Origin of the sequence: Nevskia sp. (genome assembly GCF_023266035.1) — a bacterium.
In the GTDB taxonomy this organism is placed as follows: domain Bacteria; phylum Pseudomonadota; class Gammaproteobacteria; order Nevskiales; family Nevskiaceae; genus Nevskia.
The window spans coordinates 1-21842 of record NZ_JAHFRY010000085.1; the positions used below are offsets into that span (position 1 = coordinate 1).

Here is a 21842-nt window from a genome sequence, read left to right on the forward strand (position 1 = left end):
CTGGGGCTGGCGGCATCGAACGGCAAGAGCGGCATCGCATCGGCGGTCGGCAGCGGCATGTTCATCGGCCAGCACGGTTCCTGGAACCGCAAGCCGCGCAGCGGTTACCGGGTGCTGTTCGTACCTTTTACCAACGGCAAGCCTTCCGGCACACCGACTGACGTGCTCGACGGCTTCATCGACAAAGACGACAAGGCGCTGGGCCGGCCGGTTGGCGTGGCGCTTGATACCCATGGCGCGCTGCTGGTTGCCGACGATGTCGGCAACACCATATGGCGCGTGACTTCTGCGCCTTGAAGGCAGGCTGAAACCCAGCTGTAAAGGCCCTGTCCCGTTCAGGGCCCTCCCTTTCTTCCCGCATTTGCTCAAACCGCCGATGCAGGCACGCCAGGTGCTCATCTGCCTGCGGTAGTCCCGTACAGCCAGAGCGCAGGCGAAGCGTAGACATCTAAAAACAGGCCGATTGTTCTGGCCACCGTTCCACACAGGAGTTGTCGATGAAACAGATGAAGAAGTCCCTCCCCGCAATCGCTGGGTTAGCCACCGTTGCGCTCTGCAACGTCTTCACGGCTCACGCCGGCGAAGGCGGCTACATCGGGATTGAAGGTGGCGCCAACTGGAAGGCAGATCAGAATCTCTATGGTCCGGTGGTCGACAGCAATGTCCGCTTCGGCGATCCGCTGAAGAACGGCTGGATCGGCGGCCTCGTGCTCGGCACCACCACCTCGTTTGGTCTGCGTCCGGAGCTCGAGTTGAGCTACCGCCGCAACGATGTCGAGAGCGTTCGTGTCGGCAACCTCGCACGCGTGCAGGCGGATGGCTTCGAGAACGCCTACTCGACGATGGCCAACCTCTGGTACGACATCCGTACCGATAGCGGCTTCTTCAGCGTCGTCCATCCGTACGTCGGCGGCGGTGTCGGTGCCACGCGCTTCGGTCTGCGCGGCTATTCGGCCTCCAACGATTTCACCGTGCAGTTCGCCTACCAGGGTGGTGGTGGCGTCGCTGTCGACCTGACCCCGCACCTGACGGTTTCGGCTGATTACCGCTGGATCCAGAGCGCCAAGGGCAACCTGGACCTGGGTCCTGGTCCGGACGTCGAATCCCGTTATCGTGCGCAGTCGGCGATGCTCGGTATTCGTTACTCGTTCGGCGAAGAAGCCGCACCGCCTCCGCCGCCGCCTGCGGCAGCACCGCCTCCGCCACCACCCCCGCCGCCGCCTCCTCCGCCTCCGGTCGATACCGACGGTGATGGCGTGACGGACAACCTCGACAAGTGCCCGGGTACTCCGCGCGGTTTCAAGGTCGACCGCGATGGCTGCATCATCGAGCAGAAGGTCACGCTGCGCTCGATCAACTTCGAGTTCAACAAGGATCGTCTGACCGATCCCTCGAAGGTGTCGCTCAATGAAGTGGCCACTGCGCTGAACGGCCAGTCCGCGTTGTCGGTGCAGGTCGGTGGTTACACCGATTCGCTCGGTTCCGATTCCTACAATCAGAAGCTGTCGCAGCGCCGTGCCGATGCGGTTCGCGTCTATCTGATCAGCCAGGGCGTGCCGAGCAGCCAGCTGACTGCGAAGGGCTTCGGCGAAGCCAACCCGGTGGGCGACAACGCCACTGAGGAAGGCCGTACCGAGAATCGTCGCGTGGAGTTCACCGTGCTGAACAAGCCGGCCTCCGTGAAGGTCATCGAGAAGGCGCCGACGCCGGCGTCGAAGAAGGCCGCGGCTCCCAAGAAGTAACCGAGGCTGGCTACAACTCTCCTGCAGCGATGCACTTGCATCGCTGCAGGAGAGCAGTGATCTGAGCATCGCGCATCGTGATGCAGAGGGTCGCTGGCAAGTCTCGTTGAAAGAAAAACCCCCGAAGTTCGGGGGTTTTTTGTTGGGCGCCGCTTGCTAGAAGCCAAGGCATGCGAAATGTCGGCGGACGTCAGCGCGCTGGCCCAATCAAGTTTTCGCGGCAGGCTGAAAAAGAGGCGGTCGATTCGACCGCCAATGAGGGTCCGTGGGCAGCCAGGCGGCAGGCGCGGATGACGGGATTGGGCCAACTGCAGCGCCTGCAGGATGACTTGATCGATCAGGCCATCGGCCTTGCTGGCGGCGATGCCGCGACCGCGGATCCAGCGTATCTCGCCACTGTCGAACAGCAGCAGGTATTCGACCGAGAACACTTCGAGACGCAGACCAGCGCCATCGCGATCTCCCGGTGAAAAAAGCCCGCGCGAGGATTGCGCGGGCCTCGCCATGCCACTGGCCAGGCCAGCGTGCGCTTGGCTAAGCCGAAGCCGGATGCTCCGTGTTGACAGCCTCGGCGCCCCATCGAACAAAGTGACGATAGTTCGCATCGCACCTTGTATCAGGCTCATTTTGAATCACGACTCAGGATCGCCGACGTTCGGTACAGCACATAGCGAGCAAGAATCTCTGGCGCCCCGAACAGGTCGGTAGATCAACCGCAGCGTATGTGAATTGAAGGGCCGCGGAATCGATTCTCCGTTCAATCCAGGCGCGGCCGGCCCTGACTTGCTCAGGAACAGGCAAAACAAAAAGGCCCGCATGGAGGCAGGCCTGTAAGTCATTATAAAATTTCAGAAACGGCGCCCGAGCGACAGCCCCATCGAGGAAAACTGATTGTTGACGTTGGCCTCTCCGCCGCCGAAGCCCTCGGGAATCGACCCACTGCCATCGACGTTTTGACGCGGACAGTAGACCAGCGCGCCAGTCAGTTCCCATTGTCCCAGCGCCTGGGTGAAGCCTGCCGTGTAATGCGTCGTCAATGCGACCGGCGCCTGCAACGCGAACAAGGTGTCGGAGCGCTGGATGCTCTGGTTGGCGCGCAGATAACCCGCTCTCAGCTCCAGATCCGTCGAGACTTTCCAGCTGACCCCGAGCTTGTAGGCGTCCTGGTCGCGCAGCCCGAATCCCGGGCCGTCGGGCGAGCCCAGCAGATGACCTTCGGCAAGCCTGGAAAGCGGATTGCCGAACGCTTTTTCAGCGCCGTACGCGAAGTGCTGCCATTCGAGCGCCACCGTCCAGGCGTCCTGCGGCTGCCAGGCGAAAGCAACGCCGAACACCGCCGGCAACTCCAGCGAGCCGCCGTCCGGCAGCAGGCCGCGATAGGCCTTGAGCTTCTGAGTCCAGGCCTTGGAGCGATAGCCGGCGCCGGCGGAGAGTTGCGGCGTCAGCTGACCGGTCCAGCCCAGCGTGAAGCCAACGCTGAGTGCGCCGTCCGTGCCCTGATTCGTCACCCGGTCCGGCGTGGTCGAGACCTGGAACTGCGGATCGGTAGAGGTCAGAAACTCCAAGCCCTTGACGCTGAGGAACTCGTAGCCAAATACCAGGCCGGCGCCGAAGCTGTGCTGCTCCACGGGCCGCCAGGCGAGCGCCGACGCGATGCTCGCCGAGCCCAGGGTCAGCGACGCACGCGAACCGCCTCCGAAACGCGCATAGGGACTGCGGGTGTAGTCCGGACCAAGGCCGGCTTGCAGCATGGTCACGCCGAAGGCCCAGCGCTCGTTCAGCGGCATTGCAAAACCGGCCTGCGGGATCGGATACCAGCGACGACCATCCGACGGGTAACGCTCGTCGGGCGCCAAGGCGTTGCCTGTAATGCTGCTGTCAGGGCGGATCAGCATCAAGTCCAGTCCGATGTCGTAGCGCTGGCCCAAGGCGCTGGCATGCGCGGGATTGGCGGCCAGCGCGGTGGTTTCCTGCGCGCCCACGTAGGACACGCCGCCTGCCCCCATCGCCTTGATGCCGGAGCCGTGTTCGAAAGGGCCAAGCGAGGCCGACACGACGTGCGGGATGCAGAGAGTCGGCAGCAACGCTACGCATGAAACGGTTATCGAACGAAGCATGGTCCCTAGTTCCGCAGATGAGTTCGTGACTGGTCCTGCGATGCCCCGTGGCCGCCACCGAGCGTGGCGAACGCGATCGCTGCTAGTAAAACCCCCGCCCCGCTGCCAGCGACGCCGCGTTGAGGATGGCGTTCTGGATCATCGAATGATCCGCCTGGCCAGTGCCGGCGAGGTCGTAGGCGACGCCATGCGCCACCGTGGTGTGCGGGTACGGCGGGCCGAGGAACACCACGTTGTTGCCGGCGAAGCCCCAGGTCTTGATCGCGATATGGCCCTGGTCGTGGTACATCGCGATCACCGCCGAATAACGGCCCTCGATGCAGTGGCGGAAGATCGAGTCCGGGCTGATCGGCCCGTCGACATCGATTCCTGCCGCGCGAGCCTGGTCGATGGCCGGGGCGATCTCGTTCTTCTCTTCCAGCCCTGAGGCATGCGGATTGAAGCCGGCTACACCGATCCTCCCTGCCCCCAGCCCCCAGAGCGCCATGGCTTCGGCAAGCTTGCCGATCAGCGTCGAGACCGCCGCCCGGGTGATTGCCGCCGAAACCTCGCGCAACGGCAGGTGGTCGGTGAGATGGGCGATGACCAGGGCGCCCGAGCGCAGCAGCAGATAGGCCGCCTCGTGCCCCGGCTTGTGGCTGGCGATCGACGACAGCACGCCGGCCATGTCCATGGCCTTGGCGCTGATCGGGCCCATCACCGTGCCGGCCAGCACGCCGCTGCGTGCGAGACGGTCGGCATGATCCAGCCAGGCACCGCTGACCGCGCCGGCCGCTGCGGTGTCCTGACCGTGATGGATGGCGGCCACCGGAAAAGCCGCCGATTCGAGCACGTCGATCCTGCCGACGTCGTCGCCGCAGTCGGCGGGCAGCGCCACACCATCGGCCAGGCTGCGCACCAACAGCGGTGCGCCGACCAGCCGGATCGCCTGCTCGATCACCGGCGTGCTGCCGATCACCAATGGGCGGCAGCCAGGGTGCAAGGCTTTCGACGCCCAGGCCTTGACCAGGATCTCCGGACCGATGCCATTGGGGTCGCCAGCCACGATGCCGATGATCGGGCGCTTCAGCGGCGGCGTGGACAAGGGCGTGCTCACACGTTGTAGAAATCGAGCACTTCGTGAACGCGATCGTTCAGCAGCACGGTCTTCTTCGAGCGGATCAGCCAGCTCTCGCCATCGGCCACCAGCTCGTACTCGGCATAGCCGAAATGGCTGGCGACGCGCGTTTCGTAATTCGAGTGCACGGTCCAGTGGGTGCGCAGCCGCAGGCCTTGTTCGCTGCGTTCGATCGCCACCGGATTGAGCATGTGCAGGGTGCGCGGCAGCAGCTGGGCCGAGGCAGCGCGTTTGGTGCCGATGCGAAACACCCGGCCTTCGAGACCGACACGGCTGTTGTAGTAGATCAGCGACAGCTCGGTCTTCGGGTTCTCGACCAACTCGCCATCCGCGCGCCAGGCCGGCAGCCAATAGGTGCAGTCCAGGGTGTACAACGACAGCCAGCGCTTCCAGTCACGCGTGTCCAGCGCCAGCGCCTCGACGCCGAGAAACTGCGTGACCGAATGCCAGACTTCAATTCCGACGCTCATGACGCTCGCCCTTTCGGGACTCAACCCGCGAAGTAGCTGTTCACTTCGTGGGGTGTTCATGACGCCGCCTTCTTCAGTTCGCGGTCAACCGCTTGTGTCATGCGCTCACGCCACTGATCGAGAATGGCGACGTAAACACCTTCGTCCGAGGTCTGCGTGCTGCTCAGCAGCGGCTTGATCCCGAAACGCTGCGCGGTTTCGTTGGCACCCTGCACCCAGCGCTGCTGCCCGCGCGAGAGGTCGCTGTAGGGGACGCCGGTGGCGGCATAGCCGAGCTGGCAGTTGCGGAATTCGGCCAGGTCGTCGGGTGTGGCCATGCCAGCGGCGTTGAAGAAATCCTCGTACTGGCGGATACGCTTCTCGCGCTGCTCCGGAGCTTCGCCCTTGGGCGCAATGCACCACGTCACCACTTCGGTAAGGTCCACGGAGATCGGCCGGATCAGGCGGATCTGCGAACTCATCTGGTCCATCAGCAGCACGTTCGGCATCAGCAACAGATTGCGGAAGCGCTTGACGATCCAGTCCGCGTGCTCCGGGCTCAGAGTCTGGGCGTAGTGGTCGTACTGCGAATAGCTGGGGCGATCCTCGTAGTTGAAGTACGGGCCGTAAAGCAAGGCATGCCCGTTGGCGAAGCCGAAGAAACCGGCCTCGCCCTGGCCCCACTTCGAGATGTCGAAGGTCTTGGTCGGCGCACCGTCGGTTGGGGTCTTGGCGCGCTCCGCCACCGTCATCAAATAATTCTGGTGCACCGTCGGCACGTGGTAACCGTCCACGCCATTCTCGGCCGCGAGCTTCCAGTTGCCGGAATACGTGTACGCGGTCTCGCCGCTCAGGACTTCCAGCTCCGCCGTCGGCGACTGGTCCACCAGCACGTCGATGAAGCGGGCGGCATCACCGAGGAATTCCTTCAGACTAATCACGTCCGCACCGAGCGACACGAAGATGAAGCCGCGATAGCTCTCCACGTGCGGCAACGGCACGAGGCCAAAGTCCTTGCGGTTGAAGCCTGTCGGGTACGCGCCGTCCTTTTCGGCGGTCACGTTCACCAACTCGCCACGGTTGTTGTAGCACCAGCCGTGGAAGCGGCACATGTGGACCTTGCGATTGCCCACCTTTTCGCGACACACCCTTGCGCCCCGATGCAGGCAGGCGTTGTAGAAGCCGTGGACCGCGCCATCTGCATCGCGCGTGAGCAGCACCGGCTGACGCCCGACCGTAAAGCTCATGAAGTCGTGCGGCTTGGGCATCTGGCTTTCGTGCGCGGCGTAGACCCAGCCGCCTTCGAACAGATGCTTCATCTCCAGCTCGAACAGCTCCCGGTCGGTGTAGATGTTGCGCGCACCGAGGAACACGTCGCCTTCATGTCGCGCCAGGGCGGGACCGAGCAGGTCTTCACGGAGGCGGCCGAGCGCTTCCCGGGGGAGGAGCACCGGAGCGTGATCGCCATGTCGGCCTGAGGTGAGATCTGCGAGCTTCAGGCACGGCTCGGACGACGATGTGATGGGGACACTACTCAGGGGCGCATCGAGCATGGATTCTCTCCTCGCGATCGGCGGTCTGCCGACACACAGGTGACTGGCCTCGCGGCAGGTTGTAGCATGCCAACATGTTAGTGAAGCGAGAGACGAATTTCAACCTCGCAGATCTTTCAGCGCGCCGAGTGCCGGACGATGCGCGTGGCGCGACGGCATGACAAACTTTCAGGCATTGATGTTGCTTGTCGACGCATGAATCCGGAGCACCATATGACGTTTGTTGGTAATTCCAATGGTCGCGCCTCGCTCGATCGCACCGAAAACAGGGTGCACATCGGGGGGGCCCGTAACCGCATGCCGGACCCCACCGGGAAGGGGGGCCAGATTGTGGCCCTCATGGAGCAGCGCCTGACGCTGGGGTATTACGAGCCGGGGCAGATGCTCTCCTTCAACATGCTCGCGGAAGAGTTCGGCGTCAGCCGGCAACCTGTCAGCACGGCAATCCTTCACCTTCGCGCCGCCGGGTACGTAGACGTGATCCCGCACGTCGGCTGCCGCGTGATGGCGCCCTCCCCGCGCGAGATCGACGACTACTTCCTCGTGTCCAGCAAGATCGAGAGCGCGGTCGTTGCACTCGCGGCCGAGCGCTACGAGGACCCGGAGGGTGCCGAGCTGTTGGCCATCGCGCCGCCGGCGGAGTTGGCCTCGCTGGACGCACAGCCTCAGCGCAAGGCCTACATCGCCTACATCGACCGCTTCCACGAACAGATCTGGCACATGGCCCGTGCGCCGCTGCTGGAAGGCAAGATCGGCGGCATCCGGCGCCTGTCGAACTTCTACCTGTGGCAGGGCACGCCCAAGCTGGCGCCGGCGGCCGCCAAGCAGCTGAGCCGCGAACGCACGGCGATCGCGAAGGCGATTGTCGCCCGCGACGCGAAGTTGGCGTCGGAACTGGTGGAAGCACACATCCGCCACAAGCCGGCGCTGGCCGGGCTGATCCAGGATTGAGCGCTTCCTCCCCACGCGCCCGACTCCGCAAACCGCCGCGGCATCATTATTGATTCGGCTGCTTGCTAGACGACTGAATCGATAGGCCTGCCTTGGCGCAAGCAGCGACAGTCCTCTTTCAGAAGACCAGCACGGGCTTGATGACGTCCCCGGTCTCGGCCGCGTGCGCAGCCTCGTTGATCGACTCGAACGGGAACTTGCCGATCAGCTTGTCGAACGGGAATCGCCCCGCCCGATACCAGTCGAGCATCTTGGGAATGAAGGTCTGCGGATTCGAGTCGCCTTCGATGATGTACTTCGCCGTCACGCCGCGGAACAGCATGCTCATGAGGTTGGCGGGCATCATCGCCTCCGGCGGTGGTCCGCCGACCATGCCGAGCACGCCACCGGGAAGCAGGGCCTCCACGGCCGCGCCGATCACCGCGGGGATACCAGTGGTATCGAAGGCGAAATTGACGCCGCCACCACCGAGCGTGCGGATTTCGGCCAGCGTGTCCGGCGTCTTCATTGGATTCACCACGTGCGTGGCGCCGAGTTCCTGGGCGAAACGGGCACGCTTCTCGTTGGGTTCGACCACGATGACGCTGCCCGCGCCGAGCGCGCGTGCGGCGAGCAGTGCGCTCAGGCCGACGCCGCCGGCCCCGAAGATCGCGAGCGAGTCGCCCTCGCGCAGGCCCAGCGAATTGGCGACGGCACCGGCCCCGGTCTGGATGCCGCACCCCAGCGGCCCCATCAGTTCGAGCGGAAGATCCTTGTCGATCACCACCGTGTTCACCTCGCGCGCAATCGCGTGCGTGGCGAACGAGGACTGACTGAAGAACACGGCGTGGATCAGCGCGCCGTTCTGCTGGATCGGCGTGGTGCCGTCGGTGCGCTTGCCGGTGAAATTGCGCGGAAAGAATTCGAAACAGGTTGCGGGGCTGTCGTGACGGCAGTTCCGGCACTGACCGCAGGAATCGAAACTCAGCACGACGTGATCGCCGACGCGCACGCGTGTCACCTTCGATCCGATGCGTTCAACGACGCCAGATCCCTCGTGACCGAGCACGATGGGCAGCGCCACCGGAAGTGCGCCGCTGCGACAGGACAGATCGGTGTGGCAGATGCCGACCCCCACCATGCGAACCAGGACCTCGTCCTCGCGTGGTTCCGCAAGCTCAACGGTCTCGATGGACCAGGGCGCGCCCACGGCACGTGTCACTGCGGCTCTGATTGTCATGCTGCCCATGTTCTTGTCTCCTGGTCGGTGCGGGGAAGCCGGAAGTCGATCTGTCCGGTCACTGGCCGGCAATGGCCTTCACTTGCGAGAACCGGTGCAGGGCCTGCCCTGCTCGCTCGCCGCTGGAGATGGCGGTTTCGACGCTGTTGTTGGCGAAGTAATCGCCGGCCAGCCGTATCCCCGGCGGCAACTCGCCGTGAACCGAATCCATGCGCGCGTAGGTTCCGGGGCTTGAGTAGCTGATGCCCCGCGGATAGACGAACAGGTGGACGAAGTCCGGCTCGGGCGCGGGTCCGAACACGCGAGTGACGGCCTCGATGGACTCGCGCCGGATGTCCTCGTCGCTCATTGTCTCGAGGAACGGCGACGTGAAGTAGATCGTGACCAGTTCGCCGCCCGGCGGCACCGAGCCTGGCTGTCGCCGGCTATTGAGGATCAGGCAGTTGATACTGATCTGCTTGCCGGCGGGCAGCACCATGTCCGCCGGAAAGTCCGGCCAGGGATTGCGCTTGTAGGCGAGCGAGACGGTGGCGTACTTGCCGTAGCGCAGGTGCACGAGCTTGTCCGCGGGCGCCTGCGGCAGGAAGCCCTCCATGAGCCGGGCCGACTCGAAGGCCTCGGTGGCGAATACGACGCCGTCCACGTCGTGCACCTCGCCCGCCTTGGTGACCACGCGGTAACCGCTGCCCTGGCGCTCGACACGTTCCACCGGCGTCGACAGATGCAGCTTCGCGCCCGGGCTGGCCGCGATCATCCAGTCGCAGATCTGCCCCATGCCCTGCGGCGGCACTGACAGCTTGATTTTTAGCGCGTTCTTGACCATCGCCAGCGGGAAGGCCGTGGCCAGTTCCCGCGACGGCGCGGCGGTGAGAAAGTCCATCATCGGCCGGATGATGTAGTCGAAACCGCGATCACCGAGATTGCTCCGCGCCCAGGCTTCGACGTTGTCGCCCTTGTCGAACGGGGCCAGATCGGCGCCGTCGAAGGGATTCTTCGGCGACGGGCTGAGCATCAGCTTCGCGCCGGTCATCAGCAGCCGCAGCTTGTCGGCGAACGTCAGCACCGGCAGCGATAGGTAGGTCATCATGCGGACGAAGTTCACCGCGTAGCGCCGCCCGCCCTCGTCGATCAACTGGGTCTCGCCACCCCAGGGAATCAGTTCACGCCGGCGCCCCATTTCCTCGATCAGCGCGGTGGCCCGCGGATACAGCCCCTCCATCAGGAACAGCGCTCCGCTCGGCAGGCTGAAACCCTCGCGCTGGATGTGGCGCGTACGTCCGCCCACCGCGTCGGCGCCGTCGAACACCTGCACCCTGTGTCCGTTCTTGCTCAGCGTATAGGTGGCGGCACAACCGGCGGCACCCGCGCCGATGACGGCAAAGTTCATCGTTCCATTCCCCTGAATCTATTTCCGGATTTCATTCCGGTGATGCGCGCGTGGCTGCTGGACGCCCATCGGCATCCAGCCCAAGCCCTGCGCGGGTGTGTCAGGTTCGCGCGGGGACGGGGCCGTCCCCAACTTCGGCGAACCAGTCCGGCCAGCCTGCGGCGCGATTCTGATCGCGGGCCAGCGCACGCTCGGCGGACGAGGCGTATCGGAGGTCCCATTCCTTGAGCGCCGGCATGATGATCAGGCGATGCCACAGCGGCGGGATCAGCGCGGCCATGAAGCAGACGAACACGCTGGGCAGCATCACCGAGTCGCGATCCGGCTTGAGCTTGTAGAACGGCAGGTAGGAATTGAGATGATGGTCCGAGTGATTGGTGATCTCGAAGGTCATCGAACGGCTCAGCGCACCGAAGTGATTCCACACGTGATGCTTCTTGATCTGTGAGCCCACCACTCTGACCTGCCCGTAGTGCTGGAAGTAGTTGAAGCTCTCCAGCAGGAAGCGCGCGAGCATGGTTGCGGTGAAGCAGGCGGCCACGGCAGCCCAGCCGCCGACGGCGTACATCATGGCCTGGAAGATCAGCATGCCGGCCAGCGCGCGCCAGATGCGATGGCGGATCGACCAGCGGCCGCGGCCGCGCTTCTCCAACGCCTCGCATTCCATCTGCAGCGAGGTCGTCAGGCTGCCGCGCGCGGCCCGGAAGCCGAAGGTGTAGAGCGTCTCCCCGCGCCGGGCGGTGTCCGAGTCCAGGACCGTATCGACTTCGATGTGATGCCCGACGAGGTGCGCGATCTCGCGCGTGGCATCGCCATACATCACCTGCAGTACGAGCCCGATATTGCGCAGGAAGGCTTCGCGACGGTGGAACAACTCATGAAAGGCGGGGATGCCGACGATGGTCGCGATCCAGCCAGTCGAAACCACCGCGCCCACGACGTTGTACCAGTCCAGCGTACCGCTCCCCATCTGCCACGCGAGCAGCGAGTAGCTGACGAAGGCGAGCAGGCAGGACAGCAGCACCGGGATGTACGCCCAGAACAGGCTGGTGATGCGACGTTCGGCCAGATCGCGCGGCAGGATCGAGTCGCCGATGGCGAGCAGCGGCAAGGTGGCCAGACCCAGCCAGACCCAGTTGCCGCCAAGGTAAAGGCCGACGACACCGAACAGCAGCGTGGCCGGGGACAGGTAGTAGCGCAAGTAATCGAACATCGTTCCTCCGTGCCGCTTATTTCGTAACAGGCCGTATCTGCTTGCCGACTCAGAGCTCGACGTCGAGCCCCATGCCCGTGGCCTCGGGCCCGTGACCGAACACATCCAGCAGGTGATATTGCTGGTTGTCGTTGGACGGGACCGCACCCCAGCCCAGTTCCATCAGCCAGCCGGACGGCGTGGCGGAATAGAAAGTCAGGGCCTGATCGTTGGAATGCTTGCCGAGTTGCAGGGCCACCGGAATGCCCCGCTTGCGCACGATGTCATGGGAAAAACCCAGATCGTTGAGCTCGGTGTACTCCAGCATCATGTGATTCAGCATCTTGTCGCTGGGAATGCCGAAGGCGACGGAATGCTGCCGATCGTTGCAGTGCATGAACACCGGCTTGGCCAAGCCCATCGGCGTCTGCAGGTGGTACTCGATGGCGCCCTTGAGGCCGAGCAGGCTGTAGAACTTGTAGGTAGCAACCGGATCCTTCGCCTGGATCAGGCAGTGGCCCAGTCCCTGGCGCTCGCCAGTGAGGAATCGTCCGTGCATGCGCCGACCCGGATGAAACGGCAGATGCATGTCGACGCGCGGACCCCAGAAGATTTCTGTGGGAATGCCCGACGGATCGTGCAGCTTGAGCAACCCGAGCACGTGGCGCTCCGCCGCTTCCTCGGGCGTTGCCACGCGGCAGTCGATGCCGGCTTCCTTGAGCACACGCTCGGCGCGCTCCAGTGCCTGCGCATCGGGCACACGCCAGCCCATGTAGACCATGTCGTCGCGCTGGCCGGTATGCACCACGAATCGGTGATGCCAGTTGTCCATGCGCAGGTAAAAGCGGTCGGACTCCCCATCGTCGAGGATCTCCATGCCGACACACTGCGTCGCGTAATCCTTCCACGCGGCAGGGTCTGCGACTTCCAGACCCACATAACCCAGCTCGGTCACTCCGATCATTCTTCCTCCAGCGTTTATGCCGCGATCCGGACGCGTGTAACCCGCATCATTGGATCAGGTCCCGGGACACTAACATGTCAGCATGTTGCTATCAACAGGCGAGACTCGCAGCCTTGATCGACGCCGATGAGACCTCCCGTAGTGCGAGCTTGGCCCGGCCACCTTCACAGGCTGCGAGCCACGATCTCCCGCATGATCTCGTTGGTGCCGGCATAGATCCGCGACACCCGCGCGTCGCGCCAGGCCCGCGCGATCGGCGTCTCCTCCATGTAGCCGTACCCGCCATGCAACTGAAGGCAGCGATCGACGGTGCGACACAGCAGCTCCGTGCACCATAGCTTCGCCGCCGCGGCGGCTTCGGTGCTCAGGCTGCCGTCCATGTAGGCCTCGACGCAGCGGTCGACGAAGGCCTGTCCGATGGCGATCTCGGACTTCATCTCCGCCAGCGCGAAGCGGTTGTGCTGGAAGTCCGACACGGCTTGTCCGAACGCCTTGCGCTCGCGCGTGTAGGCCACGGTGTCCGCCAGCGCCCGCTCCGCGCTGGCGACGGCCGGGATCGCGATCATGATCCGCTCCCAGGCGAGCTCCTGCATGAGCATCGCCATGCCGCGTCCCTCGGTGCCGAGCAGATTTGCACACGGCACCCGAACCTGGTCGAAGCGCAGCTCGCACAGGTCCTGGCTGCGCAGGCCAATCTTTGCGAGCGGCTGGCCCTTGGTGAAACCGGGCCGGTCGCCCTCGACGAGCATCAGCGAGATCTCGTCCTTGCCGGACGTCTCGTTGCGCGTCTTGAGCGCCACCACGTAAAGGTCGCCAGCACTGCCATAGCTGATGAACGTCTTGGCGCCGTCGATGACGTAGTCGTCGCCATCCCTGCGTGCACGCGTGGTGATCGCTTGCAGGTCCGAACCCGTGCCGGGCTCGGTCATGGCCACGCAGCAAACGATCTCGCCGCACGCGATGCGCGGCAGCCACTGTCGGCGTTGCGCCTCCGTGCCGAATCGCAGCACATAGGTGGCGAATACTTCGGTGTAGCTCAGGAAGCTCATCCCGCTGACCCGCGCACGCGCCAGCTCTTCCATCAGGATCGCGCAGTAGCGGCGATCCGCACCGGCACCGCCGTACTCCTCCGGAATGGTCAGGCACAGCAGCCCGAGTTCGCCCGCGCGCTTCCAGATGGCGCGATCGACGAAGCCTCGTTCCTCCCAGCCCACATGCTGAGGCGCGACTTCCTCTTCGAAGAAGCGCCGCACCGTGTCGCGAAACGCATCAGCCTCGGCACTCTGGAATGTGCGCGGAAGCATCACGCGGCCAGTCCGATGACAAGGCCCATCGTGTCTGCGGAGATCGGCAACCCTTGATCGATCACGACCGGTCGTTTCCAGTAATTCATGCGGAGGCCGCGATTCTTGCGGTGCGCACAGCGGCGGCGTGGTATTCGTGATCAAGCTGATCGGCCATCTCTCGCACCGTCTGCACCGAGTGGATCGTGCCGACGCCCTGCCCCGCGCTCCAGACATCGCGCCAGGGTTTGATCTTCGCCTTCGTGTCCTTTTCCGACATATCCAGGCGCTTGTCCGGATCGCGCTTGGGAATCTGGTCAGGGTCCATGCCGACGGCGGCGATACTCTTGCCCAGGTAGTTTCCGGACACGCCGCTGAAGTAATCCGTGTAACGGATGTCGGCGGCGGCCGAGTCCACAATCATCTGCCGATAGGCGTCGGACACGACGGCCTCCGGCGTCGCCAGCCAGCGCGTGCCCATATAGGCGAAGTCGGCACCCGCCGCGATCGCGGCGAGCACGCCGCTGCCGGTGCTGATCGCGCCCGCCAGCACGATCGGGCCGTCGAAGATCTCGCGCACCTCGCTGAGCAGGGCGAACGGCGACATCGTGCCCGCATGCCCGCCCGCGCCCGCACACACCAGGATCAGGCCATCGACACCGGCCTCGATCGCCTTGCGCGCATGGCGAATGTTGATGACATCGTGGAAGTAGACACCGCCATAGCGGTGAACCTCGTCGATGAATTCCTTGTGCGCGCGCAGGCTGGAAATGATCATCGGGACCTTGCGATCCACGCAGACCTTCATGTCCTCATCTACGCGCGGGTTGGACGCGTGGTCGATCTGGTTGACCGCGAACGGGGCCACCGGGTATTCCCGGCCGGGTTCGGACGCGGCGCTGGCCAGGGTCTCACTGATCTCGTCGATCCAGTCCGCGAGTTGCGTGGCCGGTCGCGCGTTGAGCGCCGGGAACGATCCGACCAATCCGGCCTTGCACTGCTCGATCACCAGCCGCGGCTGGCTGGCGATGAACAGGGGCGAACAGATGATCGGAAGGCGCAGATGCTGCAGGGATGCTGGAATCGACATCGAGGTTCTCGATTTAGGCGGATACGTTGCCAGGAAAAAATGCGGGCTCAGCGCGCGACGGCCCCGCTCTGCGTCTGGGCTTGCGTCGTTTCGGTGAACCAGTCCGGCCAGCCCGCCGCGCGGTTTTGGGCGCGCGCGAGTTCACGTTCCTCGGGCGACGCAAACTCCAGATCCCACCGCTTCAACGCCGGCATGATGATGCGGTGATGCCAGAGCGGCGGGACCAGCGCGGCGATGAAGCACATGAACACGCTGGGCATCCGGATCGCGCCGAGATCGGGCTTGTTCGCGTAGTAAGGCGCGTAGGAGTTGAGATGATGTTCGGCGTGGTTGGTGATCTCGAACGTCATCGCGCGAGTCAGCATGCCCAGGTGGTTCCAGACGTGCCGCTTGCAGATCGGCGCCCCTTCCCTGCGCACCTGGCCGTAGTGCTGGAAGTAGTTGAAGGCCTCCAGCAGAAAGCGCGACATCAGGCCGGCCGCCAGGGTCGCTCCCGCCGCGGGCCAGCCACCGATCAGGAACATTGCGACCATCAAGGCCAGCAGCGAGCCAACCGCCCACCACAGGCGATGCCCGATCGACCAGCGTCCCTTGCCTCGCTTCTCGAGCGCCTCACACTCCAGCCGCTGCGCGAGGACGAAGTTGCGTACCGCTGAGCGCCACATGAAGCCGTACAAGGTCTCGCCGCGCACGGCGGTGTCGTGATCCTTCGGCGTTCCCACGTAAATGTGATGCGCGGTCACATGGCCGATGTCACGTGTACCGTCCATCAGAAACACCTGCATCAGTAGGGCGAAATTGCGGATCAAGGGATCGCGTCGATGCAGCAGCTCGTGGTACGCGGGCAGCCCGACGATGGTCCCGATCCAACCGGTAGACAGGATTGCGCCGATCAGATTGGCCGTCGACAGATCGCCATGCCCGGCCTGCCAGGCCAGCAGCACGAACGATGCACCCCACAGGATGCAGGACAGGACCACCGGCACCAGCGCGAGCCTGTCGTGGCGCACGTGGCGTGAGGCGAGATCGCGTGGCAGCAACGCGTCCCCGATTGCCAGCACCGGCAGGCTCAGCAGGCTGATCCAGACGTAGGGGCCGCCCAGGTACAGGCCATAGACCGAAGCCAGCAGAATCAGCGGTGACAGGTAATAACGCAGGTAGTCGAACATTTGATTCTCCTCGCAGCATGGCGCTCTGTATGGCGCTCTTCTTTGAGACTAGAAAGGTTTCATGAGGTGCTCGCGTAGCGTTTTCGAAGCTCCGTTTTCAAGAGCTTCCCCGACGAATTGAGCGGCAGCGCATCGGTCAGAATCAGCGCGCTGGGCAGCTTGTAGCGCGCGAGCTTCGTTTCGGCATAGGCGCGCAAGCCTTCGAGATCCAGGCTCTGCCCCGCCTTGAGCACCACCACCGCCGCCACGCGCTCGCCCCAGCGTTCGTCCGGAATACCGATGATCGCGGCCTGAGCAATGGCGGGATGGTCGTAGAGCACGCTTTCGACTTCGGCCGGATAGACGTTCTCGCCACCGCTGATGACCATGTCCTTGAGACGGTCGCAGACATAGAAGTAGCCGTCCTCGTCGAACCAGGCGATGTCGCCGCTGTGCAGCCAGCCCTCGCGAATCGCGCTGGCCGTGGTGTCCGGCTGGTTCCAGTAGCCGCGCGTGATGCAGCGACCGCGCATGCACACCTCACCGCGTTCACCCGGCGTGGTCACCGTTCGACCTTCTCCATCGACGAGCCGGAACTCCGTCATCATCGTCGGACGACCACAGGAACCGAGCTTGTCGATCGCCTTGTGCGCGGCCAGTGAACTCGCTAGCGAGGTCGTCTCGGTCATGCCGTAGCAGTGGCTGACCGGAATTTTGCGCGAGGCAAACGTGCGCAGCAGCGGCTCGGGCACCGGCGCTGCGCCGGCAATGATCAGGCGCATCGCGGAAAGATCGGCGCCATCGAAGGCCGGCCGCTGGCTGACCATCAGCATCATCGTCGGCACCAGCATGCTCACCGTCACCTTCTGCCGCTCAAGCTCCGACAGCACGCGGTCGGGATCGAAGCCCTGCAGCAACGTCGCGTGTGCGCCGGCCATCAGCGTGGGCAGCAGCAGCATGCACAGGCCCGCCGCGTGAAACAGGGGCAGGCAGATCAGCGTCGTGTCCCGCGACGTCAGATCGATGGTGAGCACGCCGCTCAAGGTCGCGAACCAGACGTTGTCGTTGCTCATCATCACGCCCTTGGGCTTGCCCGTCGTGCCCGATGTGTACATCAGGATCGCGACATCCTCGGGCTGGCCATCGACGGCGGCCGGCGTGTCCTGGACAGCAGCCAGGCACGAGGACAGCGACTCCCATCCTTCGACCGCTTTGTCCAGGCGCAGGTAGCGCTGGCAGGGCAGCTCCTTGCGCACCTTGTCCACGGCGGGTGCCAGGCCCTCATCGACGATCAAGGTGTGCACGCCCGCATCGACGATGATCGCGGCGATCTCCTCGGGACTGAGGCGGAAGTTGACCGGCACGAAGATGGCGCCGAGGCGAGAGGCCGCCATCAGCGTGATCGGCGCGATGGCGTGATTCAGGCCGAGAAATGCAACCCGATCGCCCTTGGCGACACCGCCCGCAGCCAGGACAGCCGAGAGTCTTTCGACCTCGACCTGCAGCTCGCCGTAGGTATAGGTCAGGCTTTCGAAACTCAGCGCCATATTTTCGGGATCGCGCTGGGCACGTCGACGGAACCATTCGCCAACGCTGGTCGGTTCCGGACCTCTCGCAGACCGTGCATCGCTCATGTATCTCTCCTCCTTCTTCGACCGGCTCTGAGGCCGGTTCTGGCTACAGCGTTCGCGCGACGATGTCTTTCATGATCTCGTTGGCGCCGAGATAGATGCGGCTCGCGCGGGCGTCGCAGTAGGCGCGTGCGATCGGGTACTCGAGCATGTAGCCGTAGCCACCGTGCAGCTGCACGCACTCGTCCACGACCCGGCAGTACAGCTCCGACACCCAGTACTTCGCGGTGGCCGAAGCCTCCGGCGTCAGCTGGTGCTGCAGGGCCTGCTCGATACAGCGGTCGACGAAGACCTGCGCAATCGCGATCTCGGACTTCATCTCCGCCAGCTTGAATCGCGAGTTCTGGTAATCCATCACAGGCTTGCCGAAGACCTTGCGGCTGCGCGTGTAATCCAGCGTGAGTTCCAGCGACGAGCGCGCAGCCTGCACGCACTGGATCGCCACGGTGAGGCGTTCGAAGGCCAGCTCCTGCATGAGCTGCTTGAAGCCCTTGCCTTCGACGCCGCCGAGCAGGTTCGATTGCGGCACCCGAACGTTCTCGAAGAACAGCTCGCAGGTGTCCTGCCCCTTGAGACCGATCTTCTTCAGCGGCTTGCCTTTGGTGAATCCGTGGCGGTCGCCTTCGACGAGCAGCAGCGAGATCTGCCGCTTGCCCTCGATTCCCGTTTCGGTCTGCACCGCGACGACGAAGATGTCACCGTGCCAACCATTGCTGATGAAGATCTTGGAACCGTTGATGAGGTAGTCGTCGCCGTCCTTCACCGCCGTCGTCTTGATCGCCTGCAGATCCGAGCCGCCACTGGGTTCGGTCATGGCCAGGGCACCGACGACCTCGCCCGTGGCCATCTTCGGCAGCCACTGCTGCTTCTGCGCCTCGGTGCCGAAGTGCTGGATGTAGCCGCCGACGATGTCGGAGTGGACCTCGAAGTTGGTCGAGGTCGCCCGCGTGTGCGCCTTCTCCTCCATCAGGACCACCGCGAACAGTCGGTCTGCACCCAGCCCGCCGTATTCCTCCGGCACACCCATGCAGAGAAAGCCGAGTTCGCCCGCCCGCTTCCACAACTCGCGGGGAACGTAGCCCTGCTCTTCCCAACGCTCCTGGTGCGGAATCACTTCTTCGAGGAAGAAGCGGCGAATGGTGCGTCGGAACTCTTCGTGCTCTGAATTGAAGAGGGTGCGGGGCAGCATCATCGGGTCATCCTCCAGCGGGGGGTGGTTCGCCAGCCGGTGCCCGATTGGGTTCGCGAACACAGGCTTGTCCCTGACTTGCAGATCGGCCCGACGATGCTAACATGTCAGCATGTTAGATACACGGCCCTGTCCGCGACGCCCGTGTGGCGGACGGAATGGCGAACCCACGATGAGATGCCCCGCATGAAGATCTTCAATACCGACGGCACGATCCTGATGGAGGTCAAGACCGTCGAGCGCAATGGCAACTATCTGGAATTTCGCGGAACGGTGATGGGCGCCATGCCGGTCAAGGGACGGCTGACGCCGGAAGAAGTGCGCAGTGTCTTCGGGCTGATCAAACCCTGGCGGCTCTGGTTGTTTCTGCTGAGCTTCCCGTTTCGCAAGTCCTGAAATCCGGAACCGGCCAGACAGAGCCGGTCCTGATCGAACAATCCAGCATCACGCATAGCGGAGGAGCTATCCGATGAGTCAGCAATACGATGTCGTTGTCGCCGGCGGCGGTTCGAATTCCCTGTCGGCTGCCGCCTATCTGGCGAAGGCCGGCATGAGCGTCTGTGTCCTCGACAAGAATCCGGTGATCGGTGGCGGCCTGGTCAATCGCGAGCTGACCGTGCCCGGCTTCCAGCACGAGCCGCATGCCACCGGCCTGATCATCGTGATGGCCAATCCGATGATCAAGGACGATGAACTGGGGCTGAAATCGAAGTTCGGCCTGCGCTTCTTCACGCCGGAGAAGACCATCGCGACGGTCTACGACGACGAGACCTGGATGAGCACCTGCGTGTCGCTGGACAAGACCTGCGAGGCGATCGCCAAGTTCTCGCAGAAGGATGCCGAGACCTATCGCGCCTTCGTCACCCGGGTGGTGATGATGGCGCCGTTGCTGAAGTCGGCGATGTTCAAGCCGCCGATTCCCTATGGCCAGTTCGCGATGATGCTCGACCAGAGCCCGCTCGGTCAGGAACTGCTGCGCGGCATGATGATGAGTTGCGCAGCGCTGTTCGACGAGATGTTCGAGAGCGAGAAGGTCAAGATCCATTTCATGAAATGGATGGGCATCTTCCTGCTCCATCCGGAAGCGCGCGGCACCGGCCTGATGTTCTACACGGCGACGGCGGTCGCCCACACCCAGGAAGAGTCCGGCGTCTACGGCGGCGTGCAGGCGTTCTCCGACGCGCTCGGCAAGTGCATCGAACACCACGGCGGCGTGATCCGCACCAACACCTGGGTCAAGAAGATCCTCGTCAGCGGCGGCAAGGCCAAGGGTGTCGAGCTGGCCGACGGCGAGCAGATCTTCGCGAAGAAGGCGGTGATCGGCAGCATCCATCCGCATCATCTCGGTGACATGGTGGCCGGACTCGATGAGGACATGGTCGCCGAAGCCCGGCGCTGCGAACTGTCCAGCCACAGCGGCGTGATGACGCACTGGGCGCTGCACGACGCACCGAAGTACAAGTGCGCAGAAGTCAACGACGCCCTGCTGGTACAAGCCGTGCCCTCGAAGCTCGCCGACATGAAGCAGGTGTTCGATGATGTCGGCGCCGGTCGTCTGCCGACCCGCCTCGCTGCGATCCTCGCCCACATGACCGTCCACGATCCCTCACGGGCGCCAGCCGGCAAGCACACGCTGTACTTCTTCAACTTCGCGCCGAAGGTGCTGAAGGACGGCGGCTGGAGTCATGAAGTCGCGGAGCGCACCCGCGAGTGGATGATGGACGAGTACCGCAAGTACACGACCAACATGGGGCCGGAGAACATCATCGCCGGCATGTCGGAATCGCCGGCCGATCAGAACGAATGGTCGCCGTCGTTCGCCGGAGGCGACTTCATGGGCATCGGCATGTTCCAGCATCAGTTGATGGGGCGCCGCCCTACTCCGCGCCTCGCGCAATACGCGGTGCCAGGTGCCGACGGTCTCTATCTCACCGGGCCGTTCATGCATCCGGGTGGTGCCATCACCGGCGGCGGCCGAGCCACGGCGATGAAGATCATGGAAGACCTGGGCATCGATTCCTCGAAGCACATGGCGATCTGAAGCCTCGGGACGGAATGCTGGATCGATGGAGGCGCAAGCCTTGAACAGACGACAACAGAGCGCGTGTCGCGACCTCCTGATTCAAGGCGAGTTCTGGAGGGACGCGCTGGAGATTCCCGATGCAGAGTTCCCACGCTTCATGGCCTCGCTCGCAGACCAGCCCGTGGTCGACCCCGAAGGGCTCGGGTCACTCGCCGCATTCGAATACGACACGCCGACACCGGAATAGAGGACAGAGATGAACAAGATCAAATGTGCGGTGATTGGCCCCGGCAACATCGGCAGCGATCTGATGATCAAGATCCTGCGCCACGGCAAGCATCTGGAAATGGGCGCGATGGTGGGCGTCGATCCCGCTTCCGATGGTCTGGCGCGCGCGCAGCGCCTCGGCATTGCGTCGACGCACGAAGGCGTTGAGGGTCTGACCCGGCTACCGATCTTCAACGAGATCGACATCGTATTCGACGCCACCTCCGCCGGCGCCCACGTCAGGAACGACGCCTTCCTGCGCAAGCTCAAGCCGGGCATCCGCATGGTGGATCTGACGCCGGCGGCCATCGGCCCGTACTGCGTGCCGGTGGTCAATCTCGAATCCCACCGGGCGGCGCCCAACGTCAACATGGTGACCTGCGGCGGTCAGGCGACGATTCCCATCGTGGCCGCAGTGTCCAGGGTCGCGAAGGTTCACTACGCCGAGATCGTCGCTTCGATCAGCAGCAAGTCGGCTGGCCCGGGAACCCGCGCCAACATCGACGAGTTCACCGAGACG

The 21842-nt window shown here is 64.0% G+C and carries 19 protein-coding genes and 1 pseudogene; 7 read left to right on the forward strand and 13 right to left on the reverse strand.

Annotated elements, in window-relative coordinates:
• The 3 genes and pseudogenes from Q0D45_RS13810 to Q0D45_RS13820 all read left to right on the forward strand — a co-directional run.
• Positions 1 to 297: pseudogene (locus tag Q0D45_RS13810) on the forward strand (sorbosone dehydrogenase family protein); the annotation flags it as partial.
• Positions 298 to 497: 200 nt separating this feature from the next.
• Positions 498 to 1742, forward strand: a complete 1245-nt coding sequence (locus Q0D45_RS13815) for an OmpA family protein (protein ID WP_293393803.1) — start codon at positions 498 to 500, stop codon at positions 1740 to 1742.
• A gap of 170 nt (positions 1743 to 1912) precedes the next feature.
• Entirely contained in the window at positions 1913 to 2212 is a 300-nt protein-coding gene (locus tag Q0D45_RS13820) for a hypothetical protein (RefSeq protein ID WP_293393805.1), read from the forward strand.
• A gap of 378 nt (positions 2213 to 2590) precedes the next feature.
• On the opposite strand, the gene Q0D45_RS13825 is transcribed toward Q0D45_RS13820, so the two are convergent.
• The 4 genes from Q0D45_RS13825 to Q0D45_RS13840 form a co-directional block, all read right to left on the reverse strand.
• Positions 2591 to 3796, reverse strand: coding sequence for an outer membrane protein transport protein (locus tag Q0D45_RS13825; protein ID WP_293393807.1), 1206 nt, complete (start codon positions 3794 to 3796; stop codon positions 2591 to 2593).
• A gap of 145 nt (positions 3797 to 3941) precedes the next feature.
• A complete protein-coding gene (locus Q0D45_RS13830) occupies positions 3942 to 4943 on the reverse strand; it encodes a 4-hydroxythreonine-4-phosphate dehydrogenase PdxA (RefSeq protein ID WP_293393809.1) in 1002 nt (333 codons plus the stop codon).
• An 8-nt stretch (positions 4944 to 4951) separates the two neighbouring features.
• The gene (locus Q0D45_RS13835) at positions 4952 to 5446 is read right to left on the reverse strand and encodes an aromatic-ring-hydroxylating dioxygenase subunit beta (protein WP_293393811.1); all 495 of its coding nucleotides are present in this window, start codon (positions 5444 to 5446) and stop codon (positions 4952 to 4954) included.
• Between the two features lie 56 nt (positions 5447 to 5502).
• Complete coding sequence (locus tag Q0D45_RS13840) at positions 5503 to 6978, reverse strand: aromatic ring-hydroxylating dioxygenase subunit alpha (RefSeq protein ID WP_293393813.1); 1476 nt, start codon at positions 6976 to 6978, stop codon at positions 5503 to 5505.
• A 213-nt stretch (positions 6979 to 7191) separates the two neighbouring features.
• On the opposite strand from Q0D45_RS13840, the gene Q0D45_RS13845 reads away from it, so the two are divergent.
• Positions 7192 to 7929 (forward strand): GntR family transcriptional regulator, encoded by a 738-nt coding sequence (locus Q0D45_RS13845; RefSeq protein WP_293393815.1) that lies wholly within the window; start codon positions 7192 to 7194, stop codon positions 7927 to 7929.
• 118 nt (positions 7930 to 8047) lie between these two features.
• On the opposite strand, the gene Q0D45_RS13850 is transcribed toward Q0D45_RS13845, so the two are convergent.
• From Q0D45_RS13850 to Q0D45_RS13890, 9 genes are all read right to left on the reverse strand, one after another.
• A complete protein-coding gene (locus Q0D45_RS13850; protein WP_293393817.1) occupies positions 8048 to 9118 on the reverse strand; it encodes an NAD(P)-dependent alcohol dehydrogenase in 1071 nt (356 codons plus the stop codon).
• An 88-nt stretch (positions 9119 to 9206) separates the two neighbouring features.
• Entirely contained in the window at positions 9207 to 10535 is a 1329-nt protein-coding gene (locus tag Q0D45_RS13855) for an NAD(P)/FAD-dependent oxidoreductase (protein WP_293393819.1), read from the reverse strand.
• Between the two features lie 100 nt (positions 10536 to 10635).
• Positions 10636 to 11748, reverse strand: a complete 1113-nt coding sequence (locus Q0D45_RS13860) for an alkane 1-monooxygenase (protein ID WP_293393821.1) — start codon at positions 11746 to 11748, stop codon at positions 10636 to 10638.
• A 49-nt stretch (positions 11749 to 11797) separates the two neighbouring features.
• Positions 11798 to 12691, reverse strand: coding sequence for a VOC family protein (locus tag Q0D45_RS13865; protein WP_366946450.1), 894 nt, complete (start codon positions 12689 to 12691; stop codon positions 11798 to 11800).
• Positions 12692 to 12855: 164 nt separating this feature from the next.
• Positions 12856 to 13995: an acyl-CoA dehydrogenase family protein gene (locus tag Q0D45_RS13870; protein ID WP_293393825.1), complete on the reverse strand. Its 1140-nt coding sequence runs from the start codon at positions 13993 to 13995 to the stop codon at positions 12856 to 12858.
• 85 nt (positions 13996 to 14080) lie between these two features.
• A complete protein-coding gene (locus Q0D45_RS13875; RefSeq protein WP_366946451.1) occupies positions 14081 to 15064 on the reverse strand; it encodes a nitronate monooxygenase in 984 nt (327 codons plus the stop codon).
• A gap of 47 nt (positions 15065 to 15111) precedes the next feature.
• The gene (locus Q0D45_RS13880) at positions 15112 to 16233 is read right to left on the reverse strand and encodes a fatty acid desaturase (RefSeq protein WP_293393829.1); all 1122 of its coding nucleotides are present in this window, start codon (positions 16231 to 16233) and stop codon (positions 15112 to 15114) included.
• 59 nt (positions 16234 to 16292) lie between these two features.
• Positions 16293 to 17846: a long-chain fatty acid--CoA ligase gene (locus Q0D45_RS13885; RefSeq protein ID WP_293393831.1), complete on the reverse strand. Its 1554-nt coding sequence runs from the start codon at positions 17844 to 17846 to the stop codon at positions 16293 to 16295.
• A gap of 43 nt (positions 17847 to 17889) precedes the next feature.
• Positions 17890 to 19032: an acyl-CoA dehydrogenase family protein gene (locus Q0D45_RS13890; RefSeq protein ID WP_366946452.1), complete on the reverse strand. Its 1143-nt coding sequence runs from the start codon at positions 19030 to 19032 to the stop codon at positions 17890 to 17892.
• A gap of 186 nt (positions 19033 to 19218) precedes the next feature.
• Between Q0D45_RS13890 and Q0D45_RS13895 the strand changes: the two genes are divergently transcribed.
• The 3 genes from Q0D45_RS13895 to Q0D45_RS13905 form a co-directional block, all read left to right on the forward strand.
• Positions 19219 to 19428, forward strand: a complete 210-nt coding sequence (locus Q0D45_RS13895) for a hypothetical protein (RefSeq protein ID WP_293393835.1) — start codon at positions 19219 to 19221, stop codon at positions 19426 to 19428.
• A 73-nt stretch (positions 19429 to 19501) separates the two neighbouring features.
• Positions 19502 to 21073, forward strand: coding sequence for an NAD(P)/FAD-dependent oxidoreductase (locus Q0D45_RS13900; RefSeq protein ID WP_293393837.1), 1572 nt, complete (start codon positions 19502 to 19504; stop codon positions 21071 to 21073).
• 238 nt (positions 21074 to 21311) lie between these two features.
• Positions 21312 to 21842, forward strand: a 531-nt coding sequence (locus Q0D45_RS13905; protein WP_293393838.1) for an acetylating acetaldehyde dehydrogenase, incomplete at its 3' end; no start/stop codon positions are given.

Bases quoted from the DNA above. Each gene is read 5' to 3' on its own strand.
- Q0D45_RS13820 (WP_293393805.1), top strand. From the start codon at position 1,913: ATGCGAAATGTCGGCGGACGTCAGCGCGCTGGCCCAATCAAGTTTTCG.
- Q0D45_RS13870 (WP_293393825.1), bottom strand. From the start codon at position 13,995: ATGCTTCCGCGCACATTCCAGAGTGCCGAGGCTGATGCGTTTCGCGAC.
- Q0D45_RS13875 (WP_366946451.1), bottom strand. From the start codon at position 15,064: ATGTCGATTCCAGCATCCCTGCAGCATCTGCGCCTTCCGATCATCTGT.
- Q0D45_RS13890 (WP_366946452.1), bottom strand. From the start codon at position 19,032: ATGCTGCCCCGCACCCTCTTCAATTCAGAGCACGAAGAGTTCCGACGC.
- Q0D45_RS13855 (WP_293393819.1), bottom strand. From the start codon at position 10,535: ATGAACTTTGCCGTCATCGGCGCGGGTGCCGCCGGTTGTGCCGCCACC.
- Q0D45_RS13840 (WP_293393813.1), bottom strand. From the start codon at position 6,978: ATGCTCGATGCGCCCCTGAGTAGTGTCCCCATCACATCGTCGTCCGAG.
- Q0D45_RS13845 (WP_293393815.1), top strand. From the start codon at position 7,192: ATGACGTTTGTTGGTAATTCCAATGGTCGCGCCTCGCTCGATCGCACC.
- Q0D45_RS13885 (WP_293393831.1), bottom strand. From the start codon at position 17,846: ATGAGCGATGCACGGTCTGCGAGAGGTCCGGAACCGACCAGCGTTGGC.
- Q0D45_RS13900 (WP_293393837.1), top strand. From the start codon at position 19,502: ATGAGTCAGCAATACGATGTCGTTGTCGCCGGCGGCGGTTCGAATTCC.
- Q0D45_RS13880 (WP_293393829.1), bottom strand. From the start codon at position 16,233: ATGTTCGACTACCTGCGTTATTACCTGTCACCGCTGATTCTGCTGGCT.
- Q0D45_RS13865 (WP_366946450.1), bottom strand. From the start codon at position 12,691: ATGATCGGAGTGACCGAGCTGGGTTATGTGGGTCTGGAAGTCGCAGAC.
- Q0D45_RS13860 (WP_293393821.1), bottom strand. From the start codon at position 11,748: ATGTTCGATTACTTGCGCTACTACCTGTCCCCGGCCACGCTGCTGTTC.
- Q0D45_RS13835 (WP_293393811.1), bottom strand. From the start codon at position 5,446: ATGAGCGTCGGAATTGAAGTCTGGCATTCGGTCACGCAGTTTCTCGGC.
- Q0D45_RS13815 (WP_293393803.1), top strand. From the start codon at position 498: ATGAAACAGATGAAGAAGTCCCTCCCCGCAATCGCTGGGTTAGCCACC.
- Q0D45_RS13895 (WP_293393835.1), top strand. From the start codon at position 19,219: ATGAAGATCTTCAATACCGACGGCACGATCCTGATGGAGGTCAAGACC.